The following is a 20,934-nucleotide window of genomic DNA, read 5'->3' on the forward strand; positions in this document are numbered from 1 at the left end:
GGGCCGTCGGTGACGCTCAGCCTGCCGGCGGTGATCGTGACCCGCGCGCCCTGTGCGCTCGGGGCCAGCCCGGCGGTGTCCAGCAACGCCCCGGCCGCGATGGCCTCCCCGCCGAGCTTGGCGATGGCCTCCATCAACTCCGCCGACGGCGGGGTGGCAGGCTGGCTGGTGACCTTAATAATGATCATGTATCGCATCGGACATCTCCTTTTTCTTGACGGTGTGCTGCGGGGGTCGGGTGCGCTCAGGCGTGCTGGGGGGTGATGCGCCGGTACAGGTGCAGGGACAGGGCCGAGAGCCAGGCCCAGATGATCACGACCCCGGAGACGAAGGCAAGGTTGGCCCACGGGGCACCCGCACTGGTCGCGATGGCGGCGAAGGCCGCGAGGAACGACCCGCCGGTGAGCCGGGAGTAAAGCGCCCACCCGGCACGGCCCTGTGCGGCGAACCTGTGGCCGATGACGAAACAGGCCACGATCACGCACAGGAAACCCACCGCGCCGCAGGCGAAGTGGAGCATCCCGGACAGGCTCACCACCCCGGGCCCCTGCGGCGTCCCCACCGGGAAGCCCATCGCCGGATCCGCCCGGAAGATCCCCGCGCCGATCAGGCTCACCCCGTAGGTTCCGGCGAGCCGGGGAGCCCAGGTCGCGCCAGGCCCACCGGCCAGGGCCCGGCCCAGGCCTACCGCGCAGGCGATGACCATCAGCCCGGTGACGACGAAGTTGGTGATCTGGATCCAGCCGAGGTCGCCGTTGGCCAGCAGGCTCCATGCGTGGCGGGAGAGGTCGAACCCCTCCCGGGTCAGCGCCTGGGCCAGGGACACCCCGGCGTACAGCGGCCCGGCGATGATCCCGTAGCCCAGCAGCGACCTGGTGACACCGGTACGCGGGTCGCAGGTCACCGGGTGCGCGGCCCTCGTCGTCTGCTGGGTCATGGCTGTTCTCCTCACGAGTCACAGGCCGGCTCTCGGGTGTTTCTCTCGGCCCTCTGACCACGCTTCGAACGAGACCGCCCCGATTCGACAGCCCGCTCAAATCTTTTTCAAGATCTTTTAGAACCACCCTGCGGCGCTTCGTCATGACCGGAACGGCACGCGTGGAGCCTGACCACCGATCAGCGATGGCGAAGCAGGCAGGAGATCCTCATCGACTCTCCAAGATGGTCGGCCCGCACCACTCGGATTCGCCACGGTCATGTGGAGGCCGCACACGTCTTATCCAGAACCACACCAAAGGCGACACCCGGCATGAAGCGACCACAGTCGGGCTGGCAGGATCAGGCCGTGAACCATCGCACGCTTGGCCGCACCGGCATCCAGGTCAGCCCGCTCTGTCTCGGCACGATGATGCTCGGGGCCTGGGGAAACACCGACTACGACGAGTGCGAGCGCATCGTCGGCACCGCGCTCGACGCGGGCGTCAACTTCATCGACACCGCCGACGTCTACGCGTTCGGCGAGAGCGAGACGATCCTGGGCAAGGCCATCAAGGGCCGCCGGGACGAGATCGTGCTGGCGACGAAGTTCCACAACCAGATGGGCGACTCGCCCAACCGGCGTGGCAACTCCCGTCGCTGGATCATGCAGGCCGTCGAGGACAGCCTGCGCCGCCTGGACACCGACTGGATCGACCTCTACCAGGTCCACCGCCCCGATCCGCAGACCGACATCGACGAGACCCTGGGGGCCCTGTCCGACCTCGTGCGCCAGGGCAAGGTACGGGCGATCGGCACCTCCTCCTTCCCGGCCGAGGAGATCGTCGAGGCCCAGTGGGTCGCCGACCGCCGGCAGCGTGAGCGGTTCTCGACCGAGCAGCCCTCGTACTCGATCCTCGCCCGGCACGCCGAGGCCGCGGTCCTGCCGGTGGCCGAGCGCCACAACCTGGGGGTCATGGTCTGGAGCCCGCTGAACGGTGGCTGGCTGACCGGCAAGTACCGCCGGGACGCGCCGCTGCCCGCCGGTTCCCGGGCCTCCCGCAACGGCGACCACTTCGACTTCAAGGCCGAGGAGGTCCGCGCCCGCAAACTCGACGTCACCGAGAAGCTGGCGGTCCTGGCCGACGAGGCGGGCATCTCGATGATCCACCTGGCCCTGGGCTTCGTGCTCTCCCATCGGGCCGTCACCTCGGCGGTGATCGGCCCGCGTACGCTCGAGCAGCTCACCAGCCAGCTCGGCGCGGACGAGGTGCGGCTGTCACCGGAGATCCTCGACGCGATCGACGAACTGGTCCCGCCGGGGACGAACATCAGCCCCGACGACGTCGGCTACGTGCCGCCCGCCCTGACCGACCCGGCCCTGCGCCGCCGCTGACGGAACATGTCGCCCCGGCTGGACGTCCCGCCGGGGCGACGGCCGGGCTCAGCCCACGTCCCGGTCCGCCCGGTCATCGCCGCCGAACAGCTCCGGTAGCCGAACGCCTCTCCGGCCGCGAGCAGCCCCTCCGCCAGGGTCGCCGCGTGCCCGGCGACCACGATCGCCGTGTCGTGCGCGCCCAGGTCGGCCCGCAGTGGTGAAAGAGCAGGTTGACATATGATGACAGAGGGAGCGCGAAACGCTTTACTTAAACGTTTCAATCATGCCGTCCCCCCTTTCGAACATCTATTTCAGCCCGTACGCCGCACGCGGATGCCGTGGGCGTCGGCGCGCTGAAGGCCGCCGGCGTCCACATTGGAAATCGGGATCAGGCCCTTGACCACACCCTTCTTACCGTTTCCGGTCAGCTTGACGATCAGCATTCCCGGGTCGGTTCCGTGGGAGGAGTGCGGGTCGCCGGAGAGCGGGATCGGCCCTCGCGTCGAGGCGAAGGCCCAGTCGTGGTCGGGCGAGACGGCGAAGAGGTCGACCGTCGGGTCCGCGCTGAACCGGGAGACGAGATCGACGGTGCCGGCACGGGCACCGGTCGCCCCGTCGAAGACCTCGGCGACGTTGGCCGCGCGGTCGCCGGCCCAGACGTAGCGCTCCTTGTCGGAGGCGAGGACGCCGTGCGCGTCACGGTCGGGCGAATCGTCGTTGAAGAGCGACTGGACCGCCGGGGTGTTCGGCGGATTGGCCGGTGAGTAACCGCTCATCGGCAGCCGGAAGACGCTGAACTGGTCGAGGTGGTCGGGCGTGCCACCACCTCCGTTCCCGAAGACCTTCCCCTTGGCCTCGATGAACCCGCAGCCGTTCGCGGGGATCCTGCTCGCGTCGTACTCCCCCACGATCGACATCGGCGTCGTGCGCCAGTCGACCACGAGCATCCCGCCACCCCGGAGACTGACGAAGACCGGGCCGTTGTCCGAGGCGATGAACGGGCAGATCGGCGCGTTGTCCGGGCGGAGCCGGGGCGCCTGGCACGGTATCCCGTTCGGAGTGGTGCATCCGGCCAGGTCGATCGTCGCGGCCGGTTGCTGGACGAAGGTACCGGACGCGTAGCCGGTGCTGATGCGCTCCAGCTTCTTGCCGTTCTGGTTGGAGATGATGAGGTACTTGTCATCCTCGGTGGGCCAGAGGGCATGGGCCTGCCGGGCCCCTCCCGCTCCGGCCTCGGTGAGGAAGCAGGCGAGCGGCTGCCGGGTGGCGGCGTTGAAGACGACCACGTGGCCACTGGCGACGAAGGCGAGCGCGGCGTGGGTGTCGGCCTTGTTGAAAACCATCATGTGGGGACGTACCGGGACGCTGCCGGTGCTCGCCAGGCAGAGGGACGAGGTCGCACCGCTCAGGTCTATGACGTGGACGGGCCGCGCGGCCGACAGCCGGCGGGTGACCTCGGTGCCGGAGTACACGTTGACCGTGCCGCCGTAGGAGAGCCCGTCGGTGTTGGACTGGTCGACCAGCCACACCTCGTACGACCTCCCCGCCTGCGCCTGGGGCGGCGCGGCCGCTCCCAGGACGAACAGCACCAACATCGCGACGATCGCGATCCGCCACTTCCCCATGCACCCTCCAAGGTCGTTCCAGCCGGAGCATCTCCATATCCCTGCGAAGCACGCTGCTTTCTACCTTCAATCCCAGACCGCCATAAGTCCAGGAATTGCTTGAATTAAAGAAAGATAGGCAAAAAAATTCCTATATTGCAGATATTGGCCACAAGTCCGACAACAAAGGATACTTGTTGGCTATCCGGAATTACATATATGGATATTTCGTTATATAGCCAGTGGCCTGGCGGCCGGCTCACAGGACGCCCCCGGACCTGCCGGCCGATATATTGGCGGCCATGAACCCGCTGGTCCGACGCCCTCTGGGCCAGACCGGTCTGACCGTGACACCTGTCGGTCTCGGCCTGGCCGCACTCGGCCGTCCCGCCTACATCACACTCGGCCGCGCCGAGGACCTCGGCGACGACCGCGACATCGCCGCGATGCGGTCACGCACCTGGGCCGTGCTCGACGCCGCCTGGGCTACGGGGGTGCGTTACCTCGACACGGCGCGCTCGTACGGGCGGGCGGAGGAGTTCCTCGCCGGCTGGCTGCGCGAGCGCGGGATCGCCCCGGGAACGGTCACGATCGGTTCGAAGTGGGGATACACCTACGTCGGCGACTGGCGTCTGGACACCGAGCGGCACGAGGTGAAGGAACTCACCGCCGACCGGCTACGCGTCCAGTTGGAGCAGACACGCGCGCTGCTCGGCGAGCACCTGTCTCTCTACCAGATCCACTCGGCGACCGTGGAGAGCGGCGTGCTCGACGACGAGGACGTGCTCGACCGGCTGCGCGCGCTGCGGGCCGAGGGAGTGGCGATCGGTCTGTCGACGAGCGGGCCGCGCCAGGCGGACACGATCGATCGGGCGATCGAAACAGGGCTGTTCGACACGGTGCAGTCGACGTGGAACCTGCTGGAGCGCTCGGCCGGTGAGGCACTCGCGCGGGCGCACGAGGCGGGGCTGGGCGTGATCGTCAAGGAGGGCGTGGCGAACGGCCGGCTGACCGCCCGGGCGGCACCCGCCGCGCTGCTGGTCGCCGCACGCGAGCGGGACACCACACCGGACGCGCTCGCGCTGGCCGCCGTGCTGGCACGGCCGTGGGCCGGGGTGGTACTGAGCGGCGCGGTCTCGGCCGGACAACTGCGCGACAACCTCGGCGCGGTCGAGACCGGCTGGGACCCTGAGCTCGAAGAGCGGCTCACCGGACTGGCGGAAGCCCCGGAGAGCTACTGGTCCGAGCGCGGCGCGCTCCCCTGGAGCTGAACTCGGGCGCCCGTGTGCCACACGTGCGGGCATGACCGGGACACCGGTCTCAGGGAGGCGCGCGCAACGGGGTGCGTCCGAGGTTTTCGATCAACTCGGGGAGGGAGTCGAAGACGTGGGCCGCCCCGGCCTCGCGCAGTTCCTCGGGGGAGAAACCGCCGGTGCGGACCGCGATGCCGGGCATACCGATCTTGCCCGCGGCGAGAAAGTCCCAGGTGGAGTCACCCACCGCGACCCCGGACGCGCCCTCGACCTTGGCCAGCGCCACCTTCATCAGGTCGGGGGCCGGTTTGGTCGCCTCGACGTCCTCGGAGGTGGTCCAGGCCCGGCAGCGCGAGCGGCCGTCGACGAGGTCGATGAAGTGCTCGACGTGCTGCGGCTTACCCGACGAGGCCAGGACGACGGTGAACCCGCGCCCGCCGAGCTCGTCCAGGAGTTCGGTGGCCCCCTCGCAGGGCCTGATCTCGTCGAGGAACACGTCGAACTCCTCCACCCACGCGTCGCGCAGCGCGTCGCCGTGCCACCGCTCGACGTCGTCACCGGCGAGAGCGGCCACCAACTGGTCTCCGCCCATGCCGATGTGCCGGTGGATGCGCCACAGCGGCAGCCACACGTCATAACGCCCGAATGCCCGGAACCACGCGAGCGCGTGCTGGTAGTTGGTGTCGACCAGGGTGCCGTCGATGTCGACGATGGCGGTGTCTGCCATGGGAGGGGATGTGCCCGGCCCGCACCACACCATTCCGGGGAACCTCACCGGGCTTGATGAAAAACCTGCTTGCCGTGCTTTACGAACCGTCGAACCACAGGGCCGGGGCCGACGCCTGCCAGGTCGGCATCGCCCCGGACACCACGATCAGCGAACCGCCGCCGAGCCCGAACACGACCGCCGCCCTGGCTCATCATGAGGAAGGCCGGCGCCCGCCTCGCCCTGTCCCGCACCGGGAGCCCGGCGTGGTGTCCTGTTCCAGCTGGTGCCAGGAACAAGGTGTCCCAGTTCTGCCGCGTCGTCCGCAAGCCCTGACACCCCTGTCCCGGCGGCCCACGCCACCGGCCGCACGCTCCAACCACCTGTCCTCAAGGGTCGGCTCGGTCCGCGACATCCGGCCGGTGAGGCGGCCGCCTGAAACGATGGGAAAAATCGAGTTTATCGAGGACGCTCCGGTGTAGTTCCATACCTGTCCGGTCGTCATCCCCGGGGCGGCCCGCCATCGCATGATCCTTCGTCAATGCCCGTACCTGATCTTGAACACCACCTGCCGACCGTCACCAACCCCGTCAGGCTGTCGCACGAAGCGACATGGGAGGCTCCCCCAAATGAACCCCGCTGAGGATTCCGCCGCATCGGCTCCCGGAACCGCGCTGCTCGTCGTCATGGGCGTGACCGGTTCCGGCAAGACCACCGTGGGCGCCGCCCTCAGCCAGCGGTTACGGGTGCCGTTCGCCGACGCCGACGACTTCCACAGCGAGGCCAACGTCGCCAAGATGTCGGCGGGCATCCCCCTCGACGACGACGACCGGCTGCCGTGGCTGCACGCGATCGGCGCCTGGCTCGCCGAGCACACCGCCACCGGCGGGGTGGCGAGCTGCTCGGCGCTCAAGCGGAGCTACCGCGACATCCTTCGGGAATCCGCGCCGACGGTGAGCTTCGTCCATCTGCACGGCGAGATCGACGCCGTACGCCGGAGGGTCGCCGGCCGTCCTGGGCACTTCATGCCCGCCTCGCTGGTCGACTCGCAGTTCAGGACCCTGGAGCCGCTCGGGCCCGACGAGCACGGGATCGTTCTCGACTTCGCCAGGCCCGTCGGCGAGCTCGTGGACGCCTACCTCGACGCGGCGGCCGTCCCCCGGACGCGACCGAACCCGCCCCCCACCGATCCCGCCGATCCTGGTGGCCCCCAAGGGGGCGACGAGGCCGGGAGGGCGGGGTGAGCACGGTTCTGATCACGCTCGCCGAGCCCGCCACGACCTCCCCCGGCCGGCTTGTCCCGGCCGCGCTCGTCGGCATCGCGCTGATCGTCCTGCTGATCACGTACTTCAAGCTGCATCCCTTTCTGAGCCTGGCCCTCGGCTCGCTGGTCGTCGGGGCCGTCGCGGGCCTGTCGATGACCGACACCATCGCCGCCTTCACCGACGGGTTCGGCAGCACCGCGGCCGGGGTCGGCACGCTCATCGCACTCGGTGCGATGTTCGGCAAGCTGCTCGCCGACTCCGGTGGGGCCGACGAGATCGTGGACACGATCGTCGGCAGGTCCAGCCCCCGCTCCCTGCCCTGGGCGATGGCCGCCGTGGGCGCGCTGATCGGCCTGCCGATGTTCTTCGAGATCGGCCTCGTGCTGCTGATGCCGGTCATCTTCCTGGTCTCGCGCCGCTCCGGCGTCTCCCTGATCCGCATCGGCATACCCGCGCTCGCGGGCCTGTCGGTGATGCACGGGCTCGTCCCTCCACACCCGGGACCGCTGGTCGCCATCGACGCCCTCAAGGCCGATCTCGGCATCACGCTGGGCCTGGGCGTGCTCATCGCCGTTCCGACGGCCGCCATCGCCGGACCGCTGTTCTCCAGGTACGCCGCCCGGTGGGTGGACGTCCCGGCGCCCGAGCTCTACGAGTCCCGGCCCGAGGCGGAGGGCATCCGCCGGCCGTCGTTCGGCGTCACCCTGGCCACCGTGCTGCTGCCGGTCGCGCTGATGATGGGCAAGGCCCTCGCCGACATCCTCACCGCCGAGGGCACCGCGCTCCGCGGTGTGCTCGACTTCCTCGGCACACCGCTGGTGGCGCTGCTGATCGCCGTCGTCGTGGCGATGTTCACCCTCGGCCTCGGCGCCGGCATGGACCGGAAGGCGATCGCGAAGTCCCTGGAGCAGTCGCTGCCGCCGATCGCGGGCATCCTGCTGATCGTGGCCGCCGGCGGCGGCTTCAAGCAGACGCTGATCGAGAGCGGGATCGGTGACCTCGTCGCCACCTGGGTGGAGAACAGCGGCCTGTCGGTGCTGCTGCTGGCCTGGCTGGTCGCCGTGCTCATCCGGCTGGCCACCGGGTCGGCGACCGTCGCGACGGTCACCGCCTCCGGAATCCTGGCGCCGCTGGTCGCCAATCTCAGCGTCGGGGAGACCTCGCTGCTGGTGCTCGCCATCGGTGCGGGCTCGTTGTTCTTCTCCCATGTCAACGACGCGGGATTCTGGCTGGTCAAGGAGTACTTCGGACTCACCGTGGGGCAGAACATCAAGTCCTGGTCGTTGATGGAGACGATCATCTCGGTGACCGGCCTGGTGCTGGTGCTGGTACTGAGCCTGTTCCTGTAGGCGCTCGCACGGCTCCGGGGATCAGCCCGATCGGTCTCCCGCCACCGTGTCGCGCAGGCTGCGTACCGCGGAGTCGACCCGCTCCAGGGTCTCGTCGGCGCAGGCCCCGGAAGCGCCGGGCCTGCGCCCCGCGCGGACGTCCCTGGCGATGTCCTCCAGGGACTCCGCCAGGGCCTGGACCGCCGCCCGCGGCGGGGGCGGCGCGCCGCGCCCGGTGCGCGCGACGGTGGCGGCGGTCGCGTCGGCCACCCGTTCCAGCGCGGTCATCGCGGGCATCCAGGTGGTGACGCGCCTGCTGATCACAGGTGGCTCGGTCATCGCCCGCTGGAAGACCGTCCGCAGGTCGGCCAGGGCGTCGTACACCCGGCGGAGAAGCAGCGCCCTGCCGGGGTGCTCTGGGTCGAAGGCGTACCTGAGATAGTTCGCGGTGGCCGACACCGCGTCGGCGAACCGGGGTCCGACCGGCGCCTCCCAGCTCCCGGGCCATGGCAGGTACCCCAGCAGCAGGACGATCACGCATCCGACCAGCGTGTCCACGATCCGGATCCTGCCCAGCTCCGGCCCTCCGCGGGTCAGCAGATCCACCAGGAACAGGACCAGCGGCGCCTGGAAGGTCGACATCAGGCCCCAGTTGCGCTGCATGCCGTAGGGCAGGAGCGCCGCGCACACCGCGATGGGGATCAGCAGCAGCGGGCCGTACGGCACCAGGAGAAGGATCAGGGTACCGATCAGCGTGCCCGCGACGGTCCCGAGCGCACGCTGCACGGCGCGCGCGAACACCGATCCGAAGTCGGGCTTGAGCACCAGCGCGACGGTCAGCATCATCCAGTAGGACCGATCGAACCAGCCGAGCCGGCTGACCGCGGCGGCGACGCCCATGCAGAGCGCGAGCCGGACCGTGTAGACCCGGACGAGATGGCCGTACCACATCTTCTCCAGGACGGCCCGGAACCGGGAGCGGTAGCCGACCGGTTCGTACGGCAGCAGATCGGCCGCGACGTCGCCGCCGGACGCCAGATCGACCGCCCCCTGGACGGCGGAGAAGAGGGCGCGCACGGCGGGTGAGTCGCCCTCCTGAAGCGCTGCCCGCGGCACGGGCCCACCGATGAGCCACCCGGCGATGCCCTCGACGGCGGACGCCGGCTCCTCGGGCGGCTCGCGCCCCTCGTGGCGCAGCGAGAGCAGCGCGTTGCGGATCAGAGAGGCCTGGTTCAGCAGGGCGACCAGCCGGGTGCGCCCGGGGTCCAGCCCCACCGCCGGGGAGCGTGCGCCGAGGACGGTGTCGTAGGCGCCCCTGAGCGCGGTGTCGAACGCGGCCAGGGTGTCGGCGCCATGATCGGTGATCAGCCGGCCGAGGGCCCGGTAGACCTCGGCCACCGCGGTCTCCTCCGGCGCGCGAGGGTGGAAGGGCCAGTCGGCGACCCCCAGCGCGATCACCCACAGCACGCCCAGCAGGAACGTCAGCGCGTTCAGGCCGGGCGGTCCCGGCAGCGCTATGCCGCTGGCGATCACGGTCATCACCAGCAACTGCAGCCCGGCCGCCGAGCCTGTGCCGCCGCCCGTGCTGACCAGTGCGGACAACACGGAAACGGCCACCATGACCGGTACCACCCACCAGCCATGGTCGCGGACCGCGGCCCCGATGAGATACCCCAGCGCCCCGGCGGCACCGGCCGCGCCCATCCGGATGATCCTGGCCCGGTAGGGACCGCCCCGGTTGGCCATCCCGGCGTTCATCGCGCCCATCGCGGGCAACAGGCCGGCCGTGACGTGCCCGGCGGCGACCCCTCCGAGGAGCGGGACGGTCACCGCCACGGCCATGCGCAGCATCGGCCACCACTCAAGCGCCGCGGGTGCCGGCCGGACCGTCTCGACCAGCCAGCCTGGAGCCGCGTCGATCAGCCGGTCGGCGGCCCGCCGGAAGAGCGGGGGCATCGCTCGCCGTGCTCAGTACGCCGGCACGCCGGACGCGCCCGGCCCCGAGGCGGTCTCTTCGCGGTTCACGGCGCACCCCTACCCGTCCGCCCCGCCGGGTTATCCCCGCGTACGCCGACGAAGCCTTGACCACCGCGCGACGTGCCGGGGTGCGCCATCGGTCAGGGGAGGATGGCGTCGACGTAGCCCCCGTCGACGCGGAGTGCACCGCCGGTGGTGGCGGAGGCCTGCGGTGAGCTGAGGTAGACGACCATGTTGGCGACCTCCTCAGGTTCGATGAACCTCCGCAGCAGGGACTGCGGGCGGTGCTCCCGCATGAAGACGCGCTGGGCCTCGTCCCAGGGCAGGTTCCTGTCGATGAGTTCGTAGACGAAGTCCTCCACGCCTCGGGTGTGGGTGGGGCCGACGATGACGGAGTTGACGGTGACACCGCTGCCCGCGGCCCTCTTGGCGAAGCCACGCGAGACGGCCAGGAGCGCGGTCTTGGACATGCCGTAATGGATCATCTCCGCGGGGATGACGATCGCGGAGTCGCTGGCGATGTACTGGACGCGCCCCCAGGAGCGCGCCACCATTCCCGGCAGGTAGGCGCGGGTGAGACGGATCGCCGCCAGGACGTTCACCTCGAAGTAACGGCGCCACTCGTCGTCGGTGATCTCCAGAGCGTCCTGGACCCCGAAGACTCCGAGGTTGTTGATCAGGATGTCGACCTCCGGCAGCATGTCGACGACGCGGTCCGCCCCCTCCTCGGTGGCGAGGTCGGCGGCGACCGGGACGATCCGTGCGCCGGGAATCTCCGCGCGCAGCGCGTCGCCGGCGCTCTCCACCTTCTCGGGGGTGCGGCCGTTGACGGCCACCGTCGCGCCCGCCCGCGCGAGGCCGGCGGCGATGGCCGCCCCGATCCCCTGCGTGGATCCGGTGACCAGTGCCGTCTTACCGGTGAGATCGATGTGCATGCGTCATGTCCTTAGATACCTGTCATGGGGCCGCCCCCGTACGGGCGGGCACTCACGACCGGATGACGAGGTGGAACGGTGCTCCACCGGGCGCCTTCCCGCTGATCCGCTGTTCGTTCCCGGGTTCGCCGGTATGGAAAGCCCGGATGGTGATCATTTTGGAGAAGCGCGCGCTTGCCGGGAAGGTTTCCGCACGGGCGGAGGTGTCCCGGCGGTCGCGCCCGCGGTCGTTCCCGCTGTCCGGCCGCCTGGCCGGCGAGGCCGGCACAGGTAGGAATAACCCTTCCGCTGAGACGTTAAGAGTAGTTGAAATTTCAAACGAAACGGAGGACGGTGAACACGATGCAGTTCGGGATCTTCACCGTAGGCGACGTCACCACGGACCCCACCACGGGCCGGACGCCGAGCGAGCACGAGCGGATCAAGGCGATGGTGGCCATCGCGCTCAAGGCCGAGGAGGTCGGCCTGGACGTCTTCGCCACCGGCGAGCACCACAACCCGCCCTTCGTGCCCTCCTCACCGACGACCATGCTCGGCTACGTCGCCGCGCGGACCGAGCGGATCATCCTCTCCACCTCCACGACCCTGATCACCACGAACGACCCGGTCAAGATCGCCGAGGACTTCGCGATGCTGCAGCACCTGGCCGACGGGCGCGTCGACCTGATGCTGGGCCGCGGTAACACCGGGCCGGTGTATCCGTGGTTCGGACAGGACATCCGCCAGGGCATCCCGCTGGCCATCGAGAACTACGCGCTGCTGCACCGGCTGTGGCGCGAGGACGTGGTCGACTGGCAGGGCCGCTTCCGCACTCCCCTGCAGTCGTTCACCTCGACACCCCGTCCGCTGGACGGCGTCCCGCCGTTCGTCTGGCACGGCTCGATCCGCAGCCCGGAGATCGCCGAGCAGGCCGCCTACTACGGCGACGGGTTCTTCGCCAACAACATCTTCTGGCCCAGGGAGCACTTCATCCGCCTGATCGAGCTGTACCGGGACCGCTTCGCCCACTACGGCCACGGCACCCCCGAGCAGGCGGTCGTCGGCCTGGGCGGCCAGGTGTTCATGCGAAGGAACTCCCAGGACGCGGTGCGCGAGTTCCGCCCCTACTTCGACAACGCGCCCGTGTACGGCCACGGCCCCTCGCTGGAGGATTTCACCGACCAGACCCCGCTGACCGTGGGCAGCCCGCAGGAGGTCATCGACAAGACCCTGACCTTCAGGGAGTCCTTCGGCGACTACCAGCGCCAGCTGTTCCTGATGGACCATGCCGGGCTCCCGCTCAAGACAGTGCTGGAGCAGCTCGACATCCTCGGCGAGGAGGTCGTGCCCGTGCTGCGCAGGGAGTTCGCCTCCGGCAGGCCGCCCGGGGTACCGGACGGCCCCGCCCACGCGGCCCTGCCGGCCAGGCGCGGCAGCACGGGCGAGGCGGGCGGACAGCCCGCCCACACCGGCTCCCCCACCTGAGGCATCCGCGCCCGCCAGGGAAGCCCGCCCGGGAAAATCCGCGCGGCTCGTGGCCGTCCCGGCCGGTCTTGGCCTGCCGTCGTCGACGCGCCCGCCGACCGGCCGTGATCCCGTTCGAGCGGCGGCTGGGGGTGGACACCTACCTGTCGTCTCCGTCCCAGGCGTAGGCCTGGAACGGCGGGTCGAGCGGGGCGTCGATCAGCCGGTTGGCGAACGTGGAGATCGTGTAGACACCGACACCGAGGACGACCTCAAGGGCGTTCTGCGGCGTGTAACCGGCACCGAGGAACGCCCGCGTCTCCTCGTCGCCGACCGCGCCGCGGTGGTCCATCACCGCGAGGGTGAACGACCGCAGGGCCTCCGAGCGGGCATCCGGAAGAGGCTTCTGTGCCCGCAACCCTTCGATGACCTCGGCCGGAGCCTCCAGCTTGACCAGTGTGGCGGTGTGCATCGCCACGCAGACGTGGCAGCCGTTGCGGGTGGCGACCGTCAGGATGACGATCTCGCGCTCGACCGGGCCGAGGGTGGTCTGCTCGAAGACGGCGCTGGCCGCCAGGAACCCCTTGAGCAACTGCGGGGAGGTGGCCATCCGGCCGACCGGCGCGGGGACGAAACCGAATTTCCGCTCCACCCCCTCGACCGTGGCACGGGCGGCGGCGGGGGCGCTCTCGGCGGTGTGGGTGACGAAGATGTCGTGGGACATGGGGACCTTCTCTCTGGATTCTCCGGGCACGCCGAAGGCGCGCCCGGCGGTCGCACGCCGAGGCAATATCGTCAACGTGGTTGTCTATATAGTAAACGCAGTTGACGACTTTGGCAATGAGCGAGGCTGGTCCCCTACGGAGACATCGATGTCTTCCGAGGTCCCCGCTGCCGGACACTGCGGCACCTGTCGTGACCGTCACCGCGCCAGCACCTACGGAAAAGTCCTCCGAGCCGATCGAGCAGGACACCCAGGAACCCGCTCTCACGCCGGCCGAGGAGAAGGAAGAGGCGGCGGAGAAGAAGGTCTTGCCGGACGTTGTCGGGATGAACCCGCAGAAGGGGCAGGACACCATGCAGGCCGCCGGGTTCTACCTCCTGAACGACAAGGACGCCACCGGACAGAACCGCTTCCAGGTGTACGACCGAAACTGGGTGGTGACCAAGCAGACGCCCGCCGCCGGACGGAAGGTGACGGTCGACACGCTGGTCACCTTGTATGCGAAGAAGATCGGAGAGTAAGCCGAGTAGTGTGCGGCGCCCCTGCCCTTCGGGGTGGGGGCGTCGCCGTTTCTCCGGCGCGGCCGGTGGCTGCGTCGTACCCTGACCCGCATGGACGAGCTGCTCGCTTTCCTCCACGCCCGCCTGGACGAAGACGAACAGGCCGCCCGGACCGCGGCCGAGGTGTACGGCAAAGCCTGGTGGTGGAACCCAGGCTGGGGCCTCTGGTCAAGGGCGATCCGGACGACAGTGAGGCCACGTCGATCTTCTCCGTCGGAGAGGACACCGTCGCTGAGGTGTGGTCTGAGGTCGGCCCGCACATCGCCCGCCACGACCCCGCCCGCGTGCTGCGCGAGTCATAGCCAAGCGGGAGATCATCGCCCTGTACGAAAGCGCTCAGCTTTCCGCACAGGTGGCTGAGGGGACGGTCCTCGCAGGCGGCACGAAGGTGCGGCGCGGCGCTTACAAAGCCGCGGTGCAGACACTGGCCCTGGCCTACTCCACCCACTCGGGCTACCGCAAGGAGTGGAAGCCGTAGAAGCGCCTTCGTGTCAGCGGCGTTGCCGTATGCAGGAGCGGACGAACAAGCCCGCTGCGGCGAGGAGCAGGAAGACGAGCGCGATGTCCAAGAGGTTCACCATGTGCCCGCCACTCTGCCCCGCCGCGGCGCGGATAGCCCTACCGGAGAGTACGGGCGGGACCTCAGCCGACCGTGATCGTGCCGTATGCGTAGGCGGTGTAGCCGTTCTCGTCCCCGCTGTGCCGACGGCCGGTCATGACCTGGCCCGGACCCGCCTCCGTGGAGTGGCTGCTCTCCTTCATGAACCCGGTCCAATAACGAGAGGTGAGCTGCAGCTCACTGCCGCGCCAGCGCAGCGTGCCGTACTTGTGGCGGGTGTCACCGTTCTCGTCCCCCAGGTGTTGCCTGCCGACGATGACCTGGTTGCCGGAACCGAGGAAGTATGAGTTGCTCTCCTTCTGCCTGGTGTTCCAATTCCAGTTCTCGTGTAGTACCGAGACCCGTTCACCGTCGATGTAGATCCGGCCGCACTGGGACATGGTCCAGTTGGTCTCGTCCCCGTAGTGGGCTCGGCCGATCAGCACCTCGTCCTGCGGGCACTCGAAGATACTGTCCGTTTCCTTGATGCGAATGAATTCTCCGTAGAAGATTTCGATGTTCGGTGTCGCGGCCTGGGAGACCGCCGCGGTTTTGGCTACCGCTGCGGATGCGGGGGCGGCGATCAGGGTGGCCAGGGTGGCTGCCGCCATCGCGACGGTCAGGGCCTTCTTGTACATGCTCATGTTCCCCAGTTCGTGTTCCGCGTTATCCGACGTGCGCCGAGAGCATGGGTGCCGACGGCTCGCCATCATGTCTGGGAACAAGATCGAAGACGGCACTGAAGATCGCCTTGGAGTTGACTTGGGGCATTCTCGTGTCTACCTGCGGACGATCAGCTTGGCCCGTGAGCGTGGGTGGGAGATCCACAAGTGCAGTGATCCACAAGCGTCTCGCAAACAGCTTTCCCCATGCTCGAAACACAGCGACGAAAGGGGAACGAATGAAGACTCCGGGAGGTGCTGTCGTGTGCCTGTTCGCGGCGGCCGTGGGCGAGCTGGTGGTCGCGGCTGGCACTCTCACCCTGCTGCCTGGGCTTCAGCTGGAGCTGACAGTCCAGAGCGAGCGCGACAGCGTTGCGGAATACTCCTCCTTGGAGAGCGCGGTGTCCTCCCTCCAGAGCTGCGTGTGGGCCTACACCGCAGCCGGCGTGATCACGCTGGTCCTGGCGGTCCTGGCCTGGCGGCGAGGCGGGACTGTAGGGATGCGGACAGCCACCGCGTTGAGCCTCCTACCGTACGCGGTGTTCTATCTTGTCTTCGGCCTGCTGGGGTGGTCGTCGTTGGACGAGTGGTACGCCCAGCTGCCGGGGCGGATCTCGGACCATTTGCATGCGACCTTGTACTCGGACATGATCCGCTTGCTGGGGGGCGCGGCCGGGCTCCTCTACCTCGCGGGGACGATCCTGCTGTTCTTCACCAAGCCGAACGTTCGCCAGGCGCATCGGGTCGATGCCTCCTCCCAGATGTGACCGCCCACGACGAGGTCCGCCCACCAATCCGGCTGCGCACGATCAGCGACAGGCAGCAGGCGCACGGAGCGCCCGCCGTGGTGGCCTCCAGGGCCTCGCACAGGCAGCCGAGGAGTTCTTCGGCGAGTAGTAGGGCGAGCGTGTCGAGGTTCACGGCCACGTAGTTCTCCTCGGGGGCCGGTAGTCCGAAGACAGGACCCGGGAGCGTTGCCGCAGCCCGTAGGGGTTGACCGAACTTAACCACTGGTCCACGTCGGGTAGGCCGGTTCGGCCTTTGTCGAGGTAGTCCATGGTGTCGATGAACGACATGGTCACCCCTTCACGGGTGACCGACTGGACGCGCTTGGGCAGGCGGCAGCCGGAGGAGCCGACGCACGCCTTGAGGAGCTCGCACGCGTACGCCGAGTAGGCCCACTGGGCGGCCTCGTCGAGCGGGATGCCGTGGGTGTAGGTGACGCCGAACGCGCCGCCGCCGAGCAGGTCGAGCGGCACTTCGAGGTCGGGGCAGGTGGGCCAGCACACGCCGTCGACGCGGACGAGTTCGCGGTAATTGTCGACCCAGTAGCTGGCCGGGGGGACGAGCTCGCCGTCCACCCGCACCTCGATGATCTCTTGGACGGGGCCGACGAGGGTCGTCTTGCAGACGGAGCAGCACGAGCAGCTGCTTTCGCAGCCGCAGCCGCCGCTCCAGCAGTTGATCCACGCCCCCGACGCGTTGATCATCGGGGTGAAAGGTGGCCCGAACGCGGGGCCGCGGCCCGGGTTGCAGTCTCGGCTGCAGGGCCGCACGGTGATTCGGCACAGCCCGTACCGGGCTCCAGAGAGCTTGTGCAGGATCGACGCGGCGACCCGCCCCACCCGGGTCTTCAGCGCGGGGTCGGCGTCATCCCAGGCGTCGCAGCACGCGGGGGTGGGGTCTGGCCAGCACGGCTGGTGATCGTCTATCCCCACAGGTGTCCCTTCCCATGTTGGGGCCTTCCCCTGGGCGGTCATGCCCGTCCCAGGGGAAGGAGCATCAGAGGGTCAGCGGCTGGCAACCGCACTGTGGCTCGGGCGGCGGCACCGTGGTCGCGTGCAGGTCCAGGTGATCCTCAGGCCCGAACGGCGTGAGGAGCGGCCCTGCGGCCGGCGGGGACGCGTTGTCGGTCGGATCCACGTTGTACGGGCCAACACCCCAGTTGCCGCCGATCTCCGTCCGGGCGGTGATCTCAAAGTTCGCGCCGTCGTTCTCCAGCGTGAACCCGGTCAAGATCGCGTTCTTAACCCACGGCGCGAGAAAATATCCGTACAAGCGACTGCCGGTGAGCTGGCAGTTCTGCCCGGGGATGTCGGACCACACCTCCAGGGCAAAGCCGCCCTCACACAGGATCTTCTTCCCGATCCGGTTACCGACCGCGTTGCCAGCGAAGTCCAGCACCGACTGGTAGCCGGTCATCAGCGTCACAAGGTCCGGGTCGACGGAGCAGAACGACATCGTGAGGTTGATCCACTTGAGCTCGTCGCAGCTCTTGCCTGACACGCAGAGATCGCCGTTGGCGTTCTCGACCTCCGTCTCGGTGCCTTCCTTGATCTCCGAGGCGTAGGCGATGGACACGAACCCCTTGGAGACGACCTGCGCGCATGGGCCCGGGACGACGTTGCCGCACTCATCGACGCGAGTAACACGCATGACTTTGCCGCGGACCGACGACCAGCATGTAGCGGGCATAGGGGCGTTTCCCTTCATGTTCGAGATACGCCCGGCCCACAGCACAGCGGCTGCCACCCAGGTTACCCATGATGCCCTGGCGGATCAGCTCACGCGGAACGCATCGTGTGCGGCGACGCCGTCAGGCGAACGCGCGACCCAGCGATGCCGGAATTTCGCAACCAGGCCCCGCCGCCCATCCGCGGACTCCATCATCGGCGGCGTGGACTCTATCGACGCTCGCGCCTTCCTCACCGAGGGCCTTCCAGGCTTTCCCGCCGCACTTGCTGTACGCGTCACCACAGACCGGCGCCGCCGTCAACGCACTCCCCAGCGTCTTGGCCGACATCGGCCTACCCATCATGATCGTCGAGAGCGAAGAGACGTTCGTTATTCAACCGGCTGGGCGCGGCTGGACCGCGACGGCGCTGGCCAAGGGCCGCGTACTGGTGGTTTTCGGTGTACGCGCCCGTTCCAGCCGTATTCCGGTGGCACTCCTTCAGTAGCTCCCGCGGTGTATCCCGCACGAGGTTGTGCCCGCTGCCGAGCGCGTGCGTGGTCCACGCGGGGTCCTCGCGCAGCCGTTGGTAGGGGTGAAGGGGGATTCACCGTCCCATCCGGCGCCGGCTCTGCGCGAGGTCGCCGGTTACGGAGCGGCTGGAAAAGCGAGGCGAGTGGGTGGGGTACGGCTCGGGTGTCGAAGAACAGCAAAGGACTACGCGCAAGGCTGCAATCCGCAGGTCAGATCACCGTAGGCCGGCGTAGGGAGGCCGCCGAAGCGCATCCGGATGGTGCGGAAACGGATGACACCGATAGTTTGCCTTCGCACGATCCGAAGGCCTGCGACGAGGTAATTTAACGACGCCACAGTTATTGGCCAGGAAGTTCAGCTTTCGACGTACAACTGGATCCCAGTACGCTTTTTCCCAAGTCCTATTGGCTGCTCGTACCACGCTTCTTAACATTGACTCATTCCACGTGACTCCTCTGAAGGAGGCGCCACGCAAGTTGGCACCGTCGAAGCGCGCATCGCACAGATTGGCGCCGTTGAAGCAAGCTCCCTGTATCCGGGCCCCGACAAATTGTGCTTTTCTTAGTACGGCATTGCCATATTGATGTTTAGGTGCGAACCGGGCCGCAACCAGATTGGAAAAGCTGAAGTCAGCTCCTGTGGCGTTCAACCTTGTTAAGAGTGCCTCCTCAAGGTTTGCATGCCGCAGGCTTGAATTGCTTAGATCGGTTCCGGCTCCATGCGCTCGCCACAAGCAACTTCCGGAAAGGTTGGCCTCGGCGAGGATTGTTCCGGACAGGTCCGCTTCCGCAAGTTCCAACTCCGTCAGGTCCACTCCGGTTAATTGAGCCCCTGAAAAGTCAAGTGCGCAACGCCGAATTTCAGGAAGCAGATCAGGGAGGACAAAATGAGCGGCACACTCGAAAGCATGGGAGAAGATGCGGTCGATACAAGGCGTGCTCTCACTCATCTTCAAGTGCGCAAGAGTATAAAAATAGGTCTGCTTGTGGAAGGATTTATCCTCCTCCCGCAAGAAGGTCATCAGCCCAGCGGATGCTCCAGCGGCCATCTCGACCGAGCTAGAACTGGTTCCCGCAGTGACTGCGGCGAAGCGTTCGTCAAAGCGGCGTAAACTGTCGCGTTCTGACTGTTCACGCGCTTGCTGGCGTTCATTACGGCGTTTGTCGAGTTCCTGTACACCCGCAGCGATCGCGACAAAAACGCCAGCTAAAGCAACAAGGCTCCCGACGTGCTCAGCAGGACGATCACTCGAAAAGGCCAGAAAAATCACGATCAAGGCGACTAAGATCGCGAGCACATAAAGCAGCGCATACATGTAGCGCGATGGCGATGCTTCTCGTACTTTCCTCCAGAATCCACTCTCTGGCTCGGAGGGCAGTTCTCGATGCAGCACTGGCCATGGTTTGTGACTCTTGGATTGGGAAGTTCGCTCTCGAAAGAGCTTCGAGAAACTCACTGGTCGGCCTTTCATGGACAACCTCAGCAAAAACCCGGCAGCGGACCATTGGAAACCGACGCACTCGCCCTTTGACTGTTACCCATCATCCGCCGGGCGCCGGATGATGGCAGTGAGGACGGGCATCCCAGCGACAGCATTATCCGTCGTCAGAAGATCTTACGACCCGCCGGGCAATGGCCCCCTGGCACCATTACATGGCACTATTTATCCTAGGCATCCCTACTGGCCCAGAGGAAGAGGCGAAAGCTCTATTTTGAACCAGGATTTTTAAAGGAAAACGCCATAAAAAGGCAAGGTCGCCTCCATCAAGCGCCGCCCCGCCGTTATCGCTTGGGCATCCAAGGGAACTACAACTCGATCGCGACGGCGTGCACCGTCACCCCGGCAGCGGCAGCACCGACCGCGAGCACTCCGATACCGAGCAGCGTCACGCCCGCACTGACATCCACGTGCCCCACCGTCGAGGCCGCCGAGTTCGATGCGATCCTCGTCGAGCGGAATCCCGCGCCGGCCTCCACTGACAGCGCGACGATCGGCGGCACGGCGAACGGCGGACTCCAGACAAACGTGACGTCGCCTGAGCCGTTCGTGACGCCCTTCGACCGCTCGACCCGCCGCGGCGGGGGTGTGTACTCGCCGCCGGTTGCCACTGATTAGACCTCGCGCGTGGAAAGCACGGCGAAGTCGCTGCCGGTTACACTGGTGAAGGTGAATTCGTCCTGCAGGCTCTCGCCGGCCTCGCCTCCGCGGTCCACGCTCCAGGTGGCTGTAGACCCGGCGGGGAACACCACCGCTGCTCCGCCACCGATGCTCATGGTGGGCGCCCCGGCGAACACCATGAACGTCACCGAGCGGGCGCCCGCCGCGATGGTAACGACGCCTGCCCCAGCCTGGCGCTGCGCCGTGCTGTCGATCTGCGGATTCGCTGCGGGCGGCTGCTGGGCGTCGCAGCGGACGACGGTGCCGGTCGGCGTGTAGGCCGTGGTCCCGTCGAGCGGGGTGTCCGTGACGACGGTCGCGCCGTCCTCGGTGCTGTAGCGGCGCAGGAAGCTCCCGGCGTCGTCACACAGGATCTCGTACTCATCATCGGGCGTGGCCGCGGCCACGCTCCCACTGGTACCGGACATGAGGTGCCTCCTCG

The 20,934-nt window shown here is 67.9% G+C and carries 24 protein-coding genes; 10 read left to right on the forward strand and 14 right to left on the reverse strand.

What is annotated here, in order from left to right:
• The coding region (locus IG98_RS0140745) for a YciI family protein (RefSeq protein WP_030925350.1) at positions 1-197 on the reverse strand (197 nt) is incomplete at its 3' end.
• Positions 198-244: 47 nt separating this feature from the next.
• The gene (locus IG98_RS0140750) at positions 245-937 is read right to left on the reverse strand and encodes a DUF998 domain-containing protein (protein ID WP_030925352.1); all 693 of its coding nucleotides are present in this window, start codon (positions 935-937) and stop codon (positions 245-247) included.
• 348 nt (positions 938-1,285) lie between these two features.
• Here IG98_RS0140750 and IG98_RS0140755 point away from each other — a divergent pair, with 348 nt between their 5' ends.
• Positions 1,286-2,311, forward strand: a complete 1,026-nt coding sequence (locus IG98_RS0140755; protein WP_030925354.1) for an aldo/keto reductase — start codon at positions 1,286-1,288, stop codon at positions 2,309-2,311.
• Here IG98_RS0140755 and IG98_RS0140760 read toward each other — a convergent pair.
• On the reverse strand, positions 2,266-2,472 hold the full coding sequence (locus IG98_RS0140760; RefSeq protein ID WP_030925356.1) for a hypothetical protein: 207 nt from the start codon (positions 2,470-2,472) through the stop codon (positions 2,266-2,268). The genes IG98_RS0140755 and IG98_RS0140760 overlap by 46 nt on opposite strands.
• A 132-nt stretch (positions 2,473-2,604) precedes the next feature.
• On the reverse strand, positions 2,605-3,918 hold the full coding sequence (locus IG98_RS0140765; RefSeq protein ID WP_051753568.1) for a hypothetical protein: 1,314 nt from the start codon (positions 3,916-3,918) through the stop codon (positions 2,605-2,607).
• Between the two features lie 281 nt (positions 3,919-4,199).
• Between IG98_RS0140765 and IG98_RS0140770 the strand changes: the two genes are divergently transcribed.
• On the forward strand, positions 4,200-5,168 hold the full coding sequence (locus IG98_RS0140770) for an aldo/keto reductase (RefSeq protein ID WP_051753569.1): 969 nt from the start codon (positions 4,200-4,202) through the stop codon (positions 5,166-5,168).
• Between the two features lie 49 nt (positions 5,169-5,217).
• Here the strand turns inward: IG98_RS0140770 and IG98_RS0140775 are convergent, their stop codons facing one another.
• On the reverse strand, positions 5,218-5,877 hold the full coding sequence (locus IG98_RS0140775) for an HAD family hydrolase (RefSeq protein WP_030925369.1): 660 nt from the start codon (positions 5,875-5,877) through the stop codon (positions 5,218-5,220).
• 608 nt (positions 5,878-6,485) lie between these two features.
• Between IG98_RS0140775 and IG98_RS0140785 the strand changes: the two genes are divergently transcribed.
• Together IG98_RS0140785 and IG98_RS0140790 are read left to right on the forward strand one after the other, a co-directional pair.
• Positions 6,486-7,100, forward strand: a complete 615-nt coding sequence (locus IG98_RS0140785; protein WP_211264325.1) for a gluconokinase — start codon at positions 6,486-6,488, stop codon at positions 7,098-7,100.
• Positions 7,097-8,470: a GntP family permease gene (locus IG98_RS0140790; RefSeq protein ID WP_030925373.1), complete on the forward strand. Its 1,374-nt coding sequence runs from the start codon at positions 7,097-7,099 to the stop codon at positions 8,468-8,470. Before IG98_RS0140785 ends, IG98_RS0140790 begins: the two co-directional genes overlap by 4 nt.
• Before the next feature lie 21 nt (positions 8,471-8,491).
• Here IG98_RS0140790 and IG98_RS0140795 read toward each other — a convergent pair whose 3' ends face one another.
• Together IG98_RS0140795 and IG98_RS0140800 are read right to left on the reverse strand one after the other, a co-directional pair.
• Entirely contained in the window at positions 8,492-10,405 is a 1,914-nt protein-coding gene (locus tag IG98_RS0140795) for an FUSC family protein (protein ID WP_030925374.1), read from the reverse strand.
• A 161-nt stretch (positions 10,406-10,566) separates the two neighbouring features.
• Positions 10,567-11,361: an SDR family NAD(P)-dependent oxidoreductase gene (locus IG98_RS0140800; protein WP_030925375.1), complete on the reverse strand. Its 795-nt coding sequence runs from the start codon at positions 11,359-11,361 to the stop codon at positions 10,567-10,569.
• 342 nt (positions 11,362-11,703) lie between these two features.
• Here IG98_RS0140800 and IG98_RS0140810 point away from each other — a divergent pair, with 342 nt between their 5' ends.
• A complete protein-coding gene (locus IG98_RS0140810) occupies positions 11,704-12,825 on the forward strand; it encodes an LLM class flavin-dependent oxidoreductase (protein WP_030925377.1) in 1,122 nt (373 codons plus the stop codon).
• A 139-nt stretch (positions 12,826-12,964) separates the two neighbouring features.
• On the opposite strand, the gene IG98_RS0140815 is transcribed toward IG98_RS0140810, so the two are convergent.
• The gene (locus IG98_RS0140815) at positions 12,965-13,528 is read right to left on the reverse strand and encodes a carboxymuconolactone decarboxylase family protein (protein WP_030925378.1); all 564 of its coding nucleotides are present in this window, start codon (positions 13,526-13,528) and stop codon (positions 12,965-12,967) included.
• Between the two features lie 191 nt (positions 13,529-13,719).
• On the opposite strand from IG98_RS0140815, the gene IG98_RS51495 reads away from it, so the two are divergent.
• From IG98_RS51495 to IG98_RS54530, 3 genes are all read left to right on the forward strand, one after another.
• Positions 13,720-14,049, forward strand: coding sequence for a PASTA domain-containing protein (locus IG98_RS51495; RefSeq protein ID WP_211264326.1), 330 nt, complete (start codon positions 13,720-13,722; stop codon positions 14,047-14,049).
• Between the two features lie 90 nt (positions 14,050-14,139).
• A complete protein-coding gene (locus IG98_RS55025; protein ID WP_425428150.1) occupies positions 14,140-14,448 on the forward strand; it encodes a DUF6221 family protein in 309 nt (102 codons plus the stop codon).
• The gene (locus tag IG98_RS54530; protein WP_281178602.1) at positions 14,411-14,566 is read left to right on the forward strand and encodes a DUF6221 family protein; all 156 of its coding nucleotides are present in this window, start codon (positions 14,411-14,413) and stop codon (positions 14,564-14,566) included. Before IG98_RS55025 ends, IG98_RS54530 begins: the two co-directional genes overlap by 38 nt.
• Before the next feature lie 164 nt (positions 14,567-14,730).
• On the opposite strand, the gene IG98_RS0140845 is transcribed toward IG98_RS54530, so the two are convergent.
• Positions 14,731-15,330 carry a hypothetical protein gene (locus IG98_RS0140845; RefSeq protein ID WP_030925379.1) on the reverse strand — a complete coding sequence of 200 codons (600 nt, stop codon included), beginning with the start codon at positions 15,328-15,330 and terminating at the stop codon, positions 14,731-14,733.
• A gap of 257 nt (positions 15,331-15,587) precedes the next feature.
• On the opposite strand from IG98_RS0140845, the gene IG98_RS0140850 reads away from it, so the two are divergent.
• Entirely contained in the window at positions 15,588-16,115 is a 528-nt protein-coding gene (locus IG98_RS0140850; RefSeq protein WP_157594804.1) for a hypothetical protein, read from the forward strand.
• 150 nt (positions 16,116-16,265) lie between these two features.
• Here IG98_RS0140850 and IG98_RS0140855 read toward each other — a convergent pair whose 3' ends face one another.
• Positions 16,266-17,066 carry a hypothetical protein gene (locus tag IG98_RS0140855; protein WP_211264327.1) on the reverse strand — a complete coding sequence of 267 codons (801 nt, stop codon included), beginning with the start codon at positions 17,064-17,066 and terminating at the stop codon, positions 16,266-16,268.
• Between the two features lie 64 nt (positions 17,067-17,130).
• Complete coding sequence (locus IG98_RS0140860; RefSeq protein ID WP_157594805.1) at positions 17,131-17,880, reverse strand: hypothetical protein; 750 nt, start codon at positions 17,878-17,880, stop codon at positions 17,131-17,133.
• Positions 17,881-18,164: 284 nt separating this feature from the next.
• Between IG98_RS0140860 and IG98_RS51505 the strand changes: the two genes are divergently transcribed.
• Complete coding sequence (locus IG98_RS51505) at positions 18,165-18,308, forward strand: hypothetical protein (protein ID WP_157594806.1); 144 nt, start codon at positions 18,165-18,167, stop codon at positions 18,306-18,308.
• A gap of 240 nt (positions 18,309-18,548) precedes the next feature.
• Here IG98_RS51505 and IG98_RS49660 read toward each other — a convergent pair whose 3' ends face one another.
• The 3 genes from IG98_RS49660 to IG98_RS0140875 all read right to left on the reverse strand — a co-directional run bounded on the left by IG98_RS49660 (position 18,549) and on the right by IG98_RS0140875 (position 20,920).
• Complete coding sequence (locus IG98_RS49660) at positions 18,549-19,649, reverse strand: pentapeptide repeat-containing protein (protein ID WP_169750278.1); 1,101 nt, start codon at positions 19,647-19,649, stop codon at positions 18,549-18,551.
• A gap of 491 nt (positions 19,650-20,140) precedes the next feature.
• On the reverse strand, positions 20,141-20,443 hold the full coding sequence (locus tag IG98_RS0140870; RefSeq protein ID WP_030925385.1) for a hypothetical protein: 303 nt from the start codon (positions 20,441-20,443) through the stop codon (positions 20,141-20,143).
• Between the two features lie 3 nt (positions 20,444-20,446).
• Positions 20,447-20,920, reverse strand: a complete 474-nt coding sequence (locus tag IG98_RS0140875; protein WP_030925387.1) for a hypothetical protein — start codon at positions 20,918-20,920, stop codon at positions 20,447-20,449.
• Between the last annotated feature and the right edge of the window lie 14 nt (positions 20,921-20,934).

The organism is Streptosporangium amethystogenes, assembly GCF_000721075.1.
In the GTDB taxonomy this organism is placed as follows: domain Bacteria; phylum Actinomycetota; class Actinomycetes; order Streptosporangiales; family Streptosporangiaceae; genus Streptosporangium; species Streptosporangium amethystogenes.

Bases quoted from the DNA above. Each gene is read 5' to 3' on its own strand.
- IG98_RS0140795 (WP_030925374.1), bottom strand. From the start codon at position 10,405: ATGCCCCCGCTCTTCCGGCGGGCCGCCGACCGGCTGATCGACGCGGCT.
- IG98_RS0140875 (WP_030925387.1), bottom strand. From the start codon at position 20,920: ATGTCCGGTACCAGTGGGAGCGTGGCCGCGGCCACGCCCGATGATGAG.
- IG98_RS0140770 (WP_051753569.1), top strand. From the start codon at position 4,200: ATGAACCCGCTGGTCCGACGCCCTCTGGGCCAGACCGGTCTGACCGTG.
- IG98_RS49660 (WP_169750278.1), bottom strand. From the start codon at position 19,649: ATGTATGCGCTGCTTTATGTGCTCGCGATCTTAGTCGCCTTGATCGTG.
- IG98_RS0140775 (WP_030925369.1), bottom strand. From the start codon at position 5,877: ATGGCAGACACCGCCATCGTCGACATCGACGGCACCCTGGTCGACACC.
- IG98_RS0140815 (WP_030925378.1), bottom strand. From the start codon at position 13,528: ATGTCCCACGACATCTTCGTCACCCACACCGCCGAGAGCGCCCCCGCC.
- IG98_RS0140800 (WP_030925375.1), bottom strand. From the start codon at position 11,361: ATGCACATCGATCTCACCGGTAAGACGGCACTGGTCACCGGATCCACG.
- IG98_RS0140810 (WP_030925377.1), top strand. From the start codon at position 11,704: ATGCAGTTCGGGATCTTCACCGTAGGCGACGTCACCACGGACCCCACC.
- IG98_RS51505 (WP_157594806.1), top strand. From the start codon at position 18,165: ATGATCGTCGAGAGCGAAGAGACGTTCGTTATTCAACCGGCTGGGCGC.
- IG98_RS0140845 (WP_030925379.1), bottom strand. From the start codon at position 15,330: ATGAGCATGTACAAGAAGGCCCTGACCGTCGCGATGGCGGCAGCCACC.
- IG98_RS0140785 (WP_211264325.1), top strand. From the start codon at position 6,486: ATGAACCCCGCTGAGGATTCCGCCGCATCGGCTCCCGGAACCGCGCTG.
- IG98_RS0140750 (WP_030925352.1), bottom strand. From the start codon at position 937: ATGACCCAGCAGACGACGAGGGCCGCGCACCCGGTGACCTGCGACCCG.
- IG98_RS0140850 (WP_157594804.1), top strand. From the start codon at position 15,588: ATGAAGACTCCGGGAGGTGCTGTCGTGTGCCTGTTCGCGGCGGCCGTG.
- IG98_RS0140765 (WP_051753568.1), bottom strand. From the start codon at position 3,918: ATGGGGAAGTGGCGGATCGCGATCGTCGCGATGTTGGTGCTGTTCGTC.
- IG98_RS55025 (WP_425428150.1), top strand. From the start codon at position 14,140: ATGGACGAGCTGCTCGCTTTCCTCCACGCCCGCCTGGACGAAGACGAA.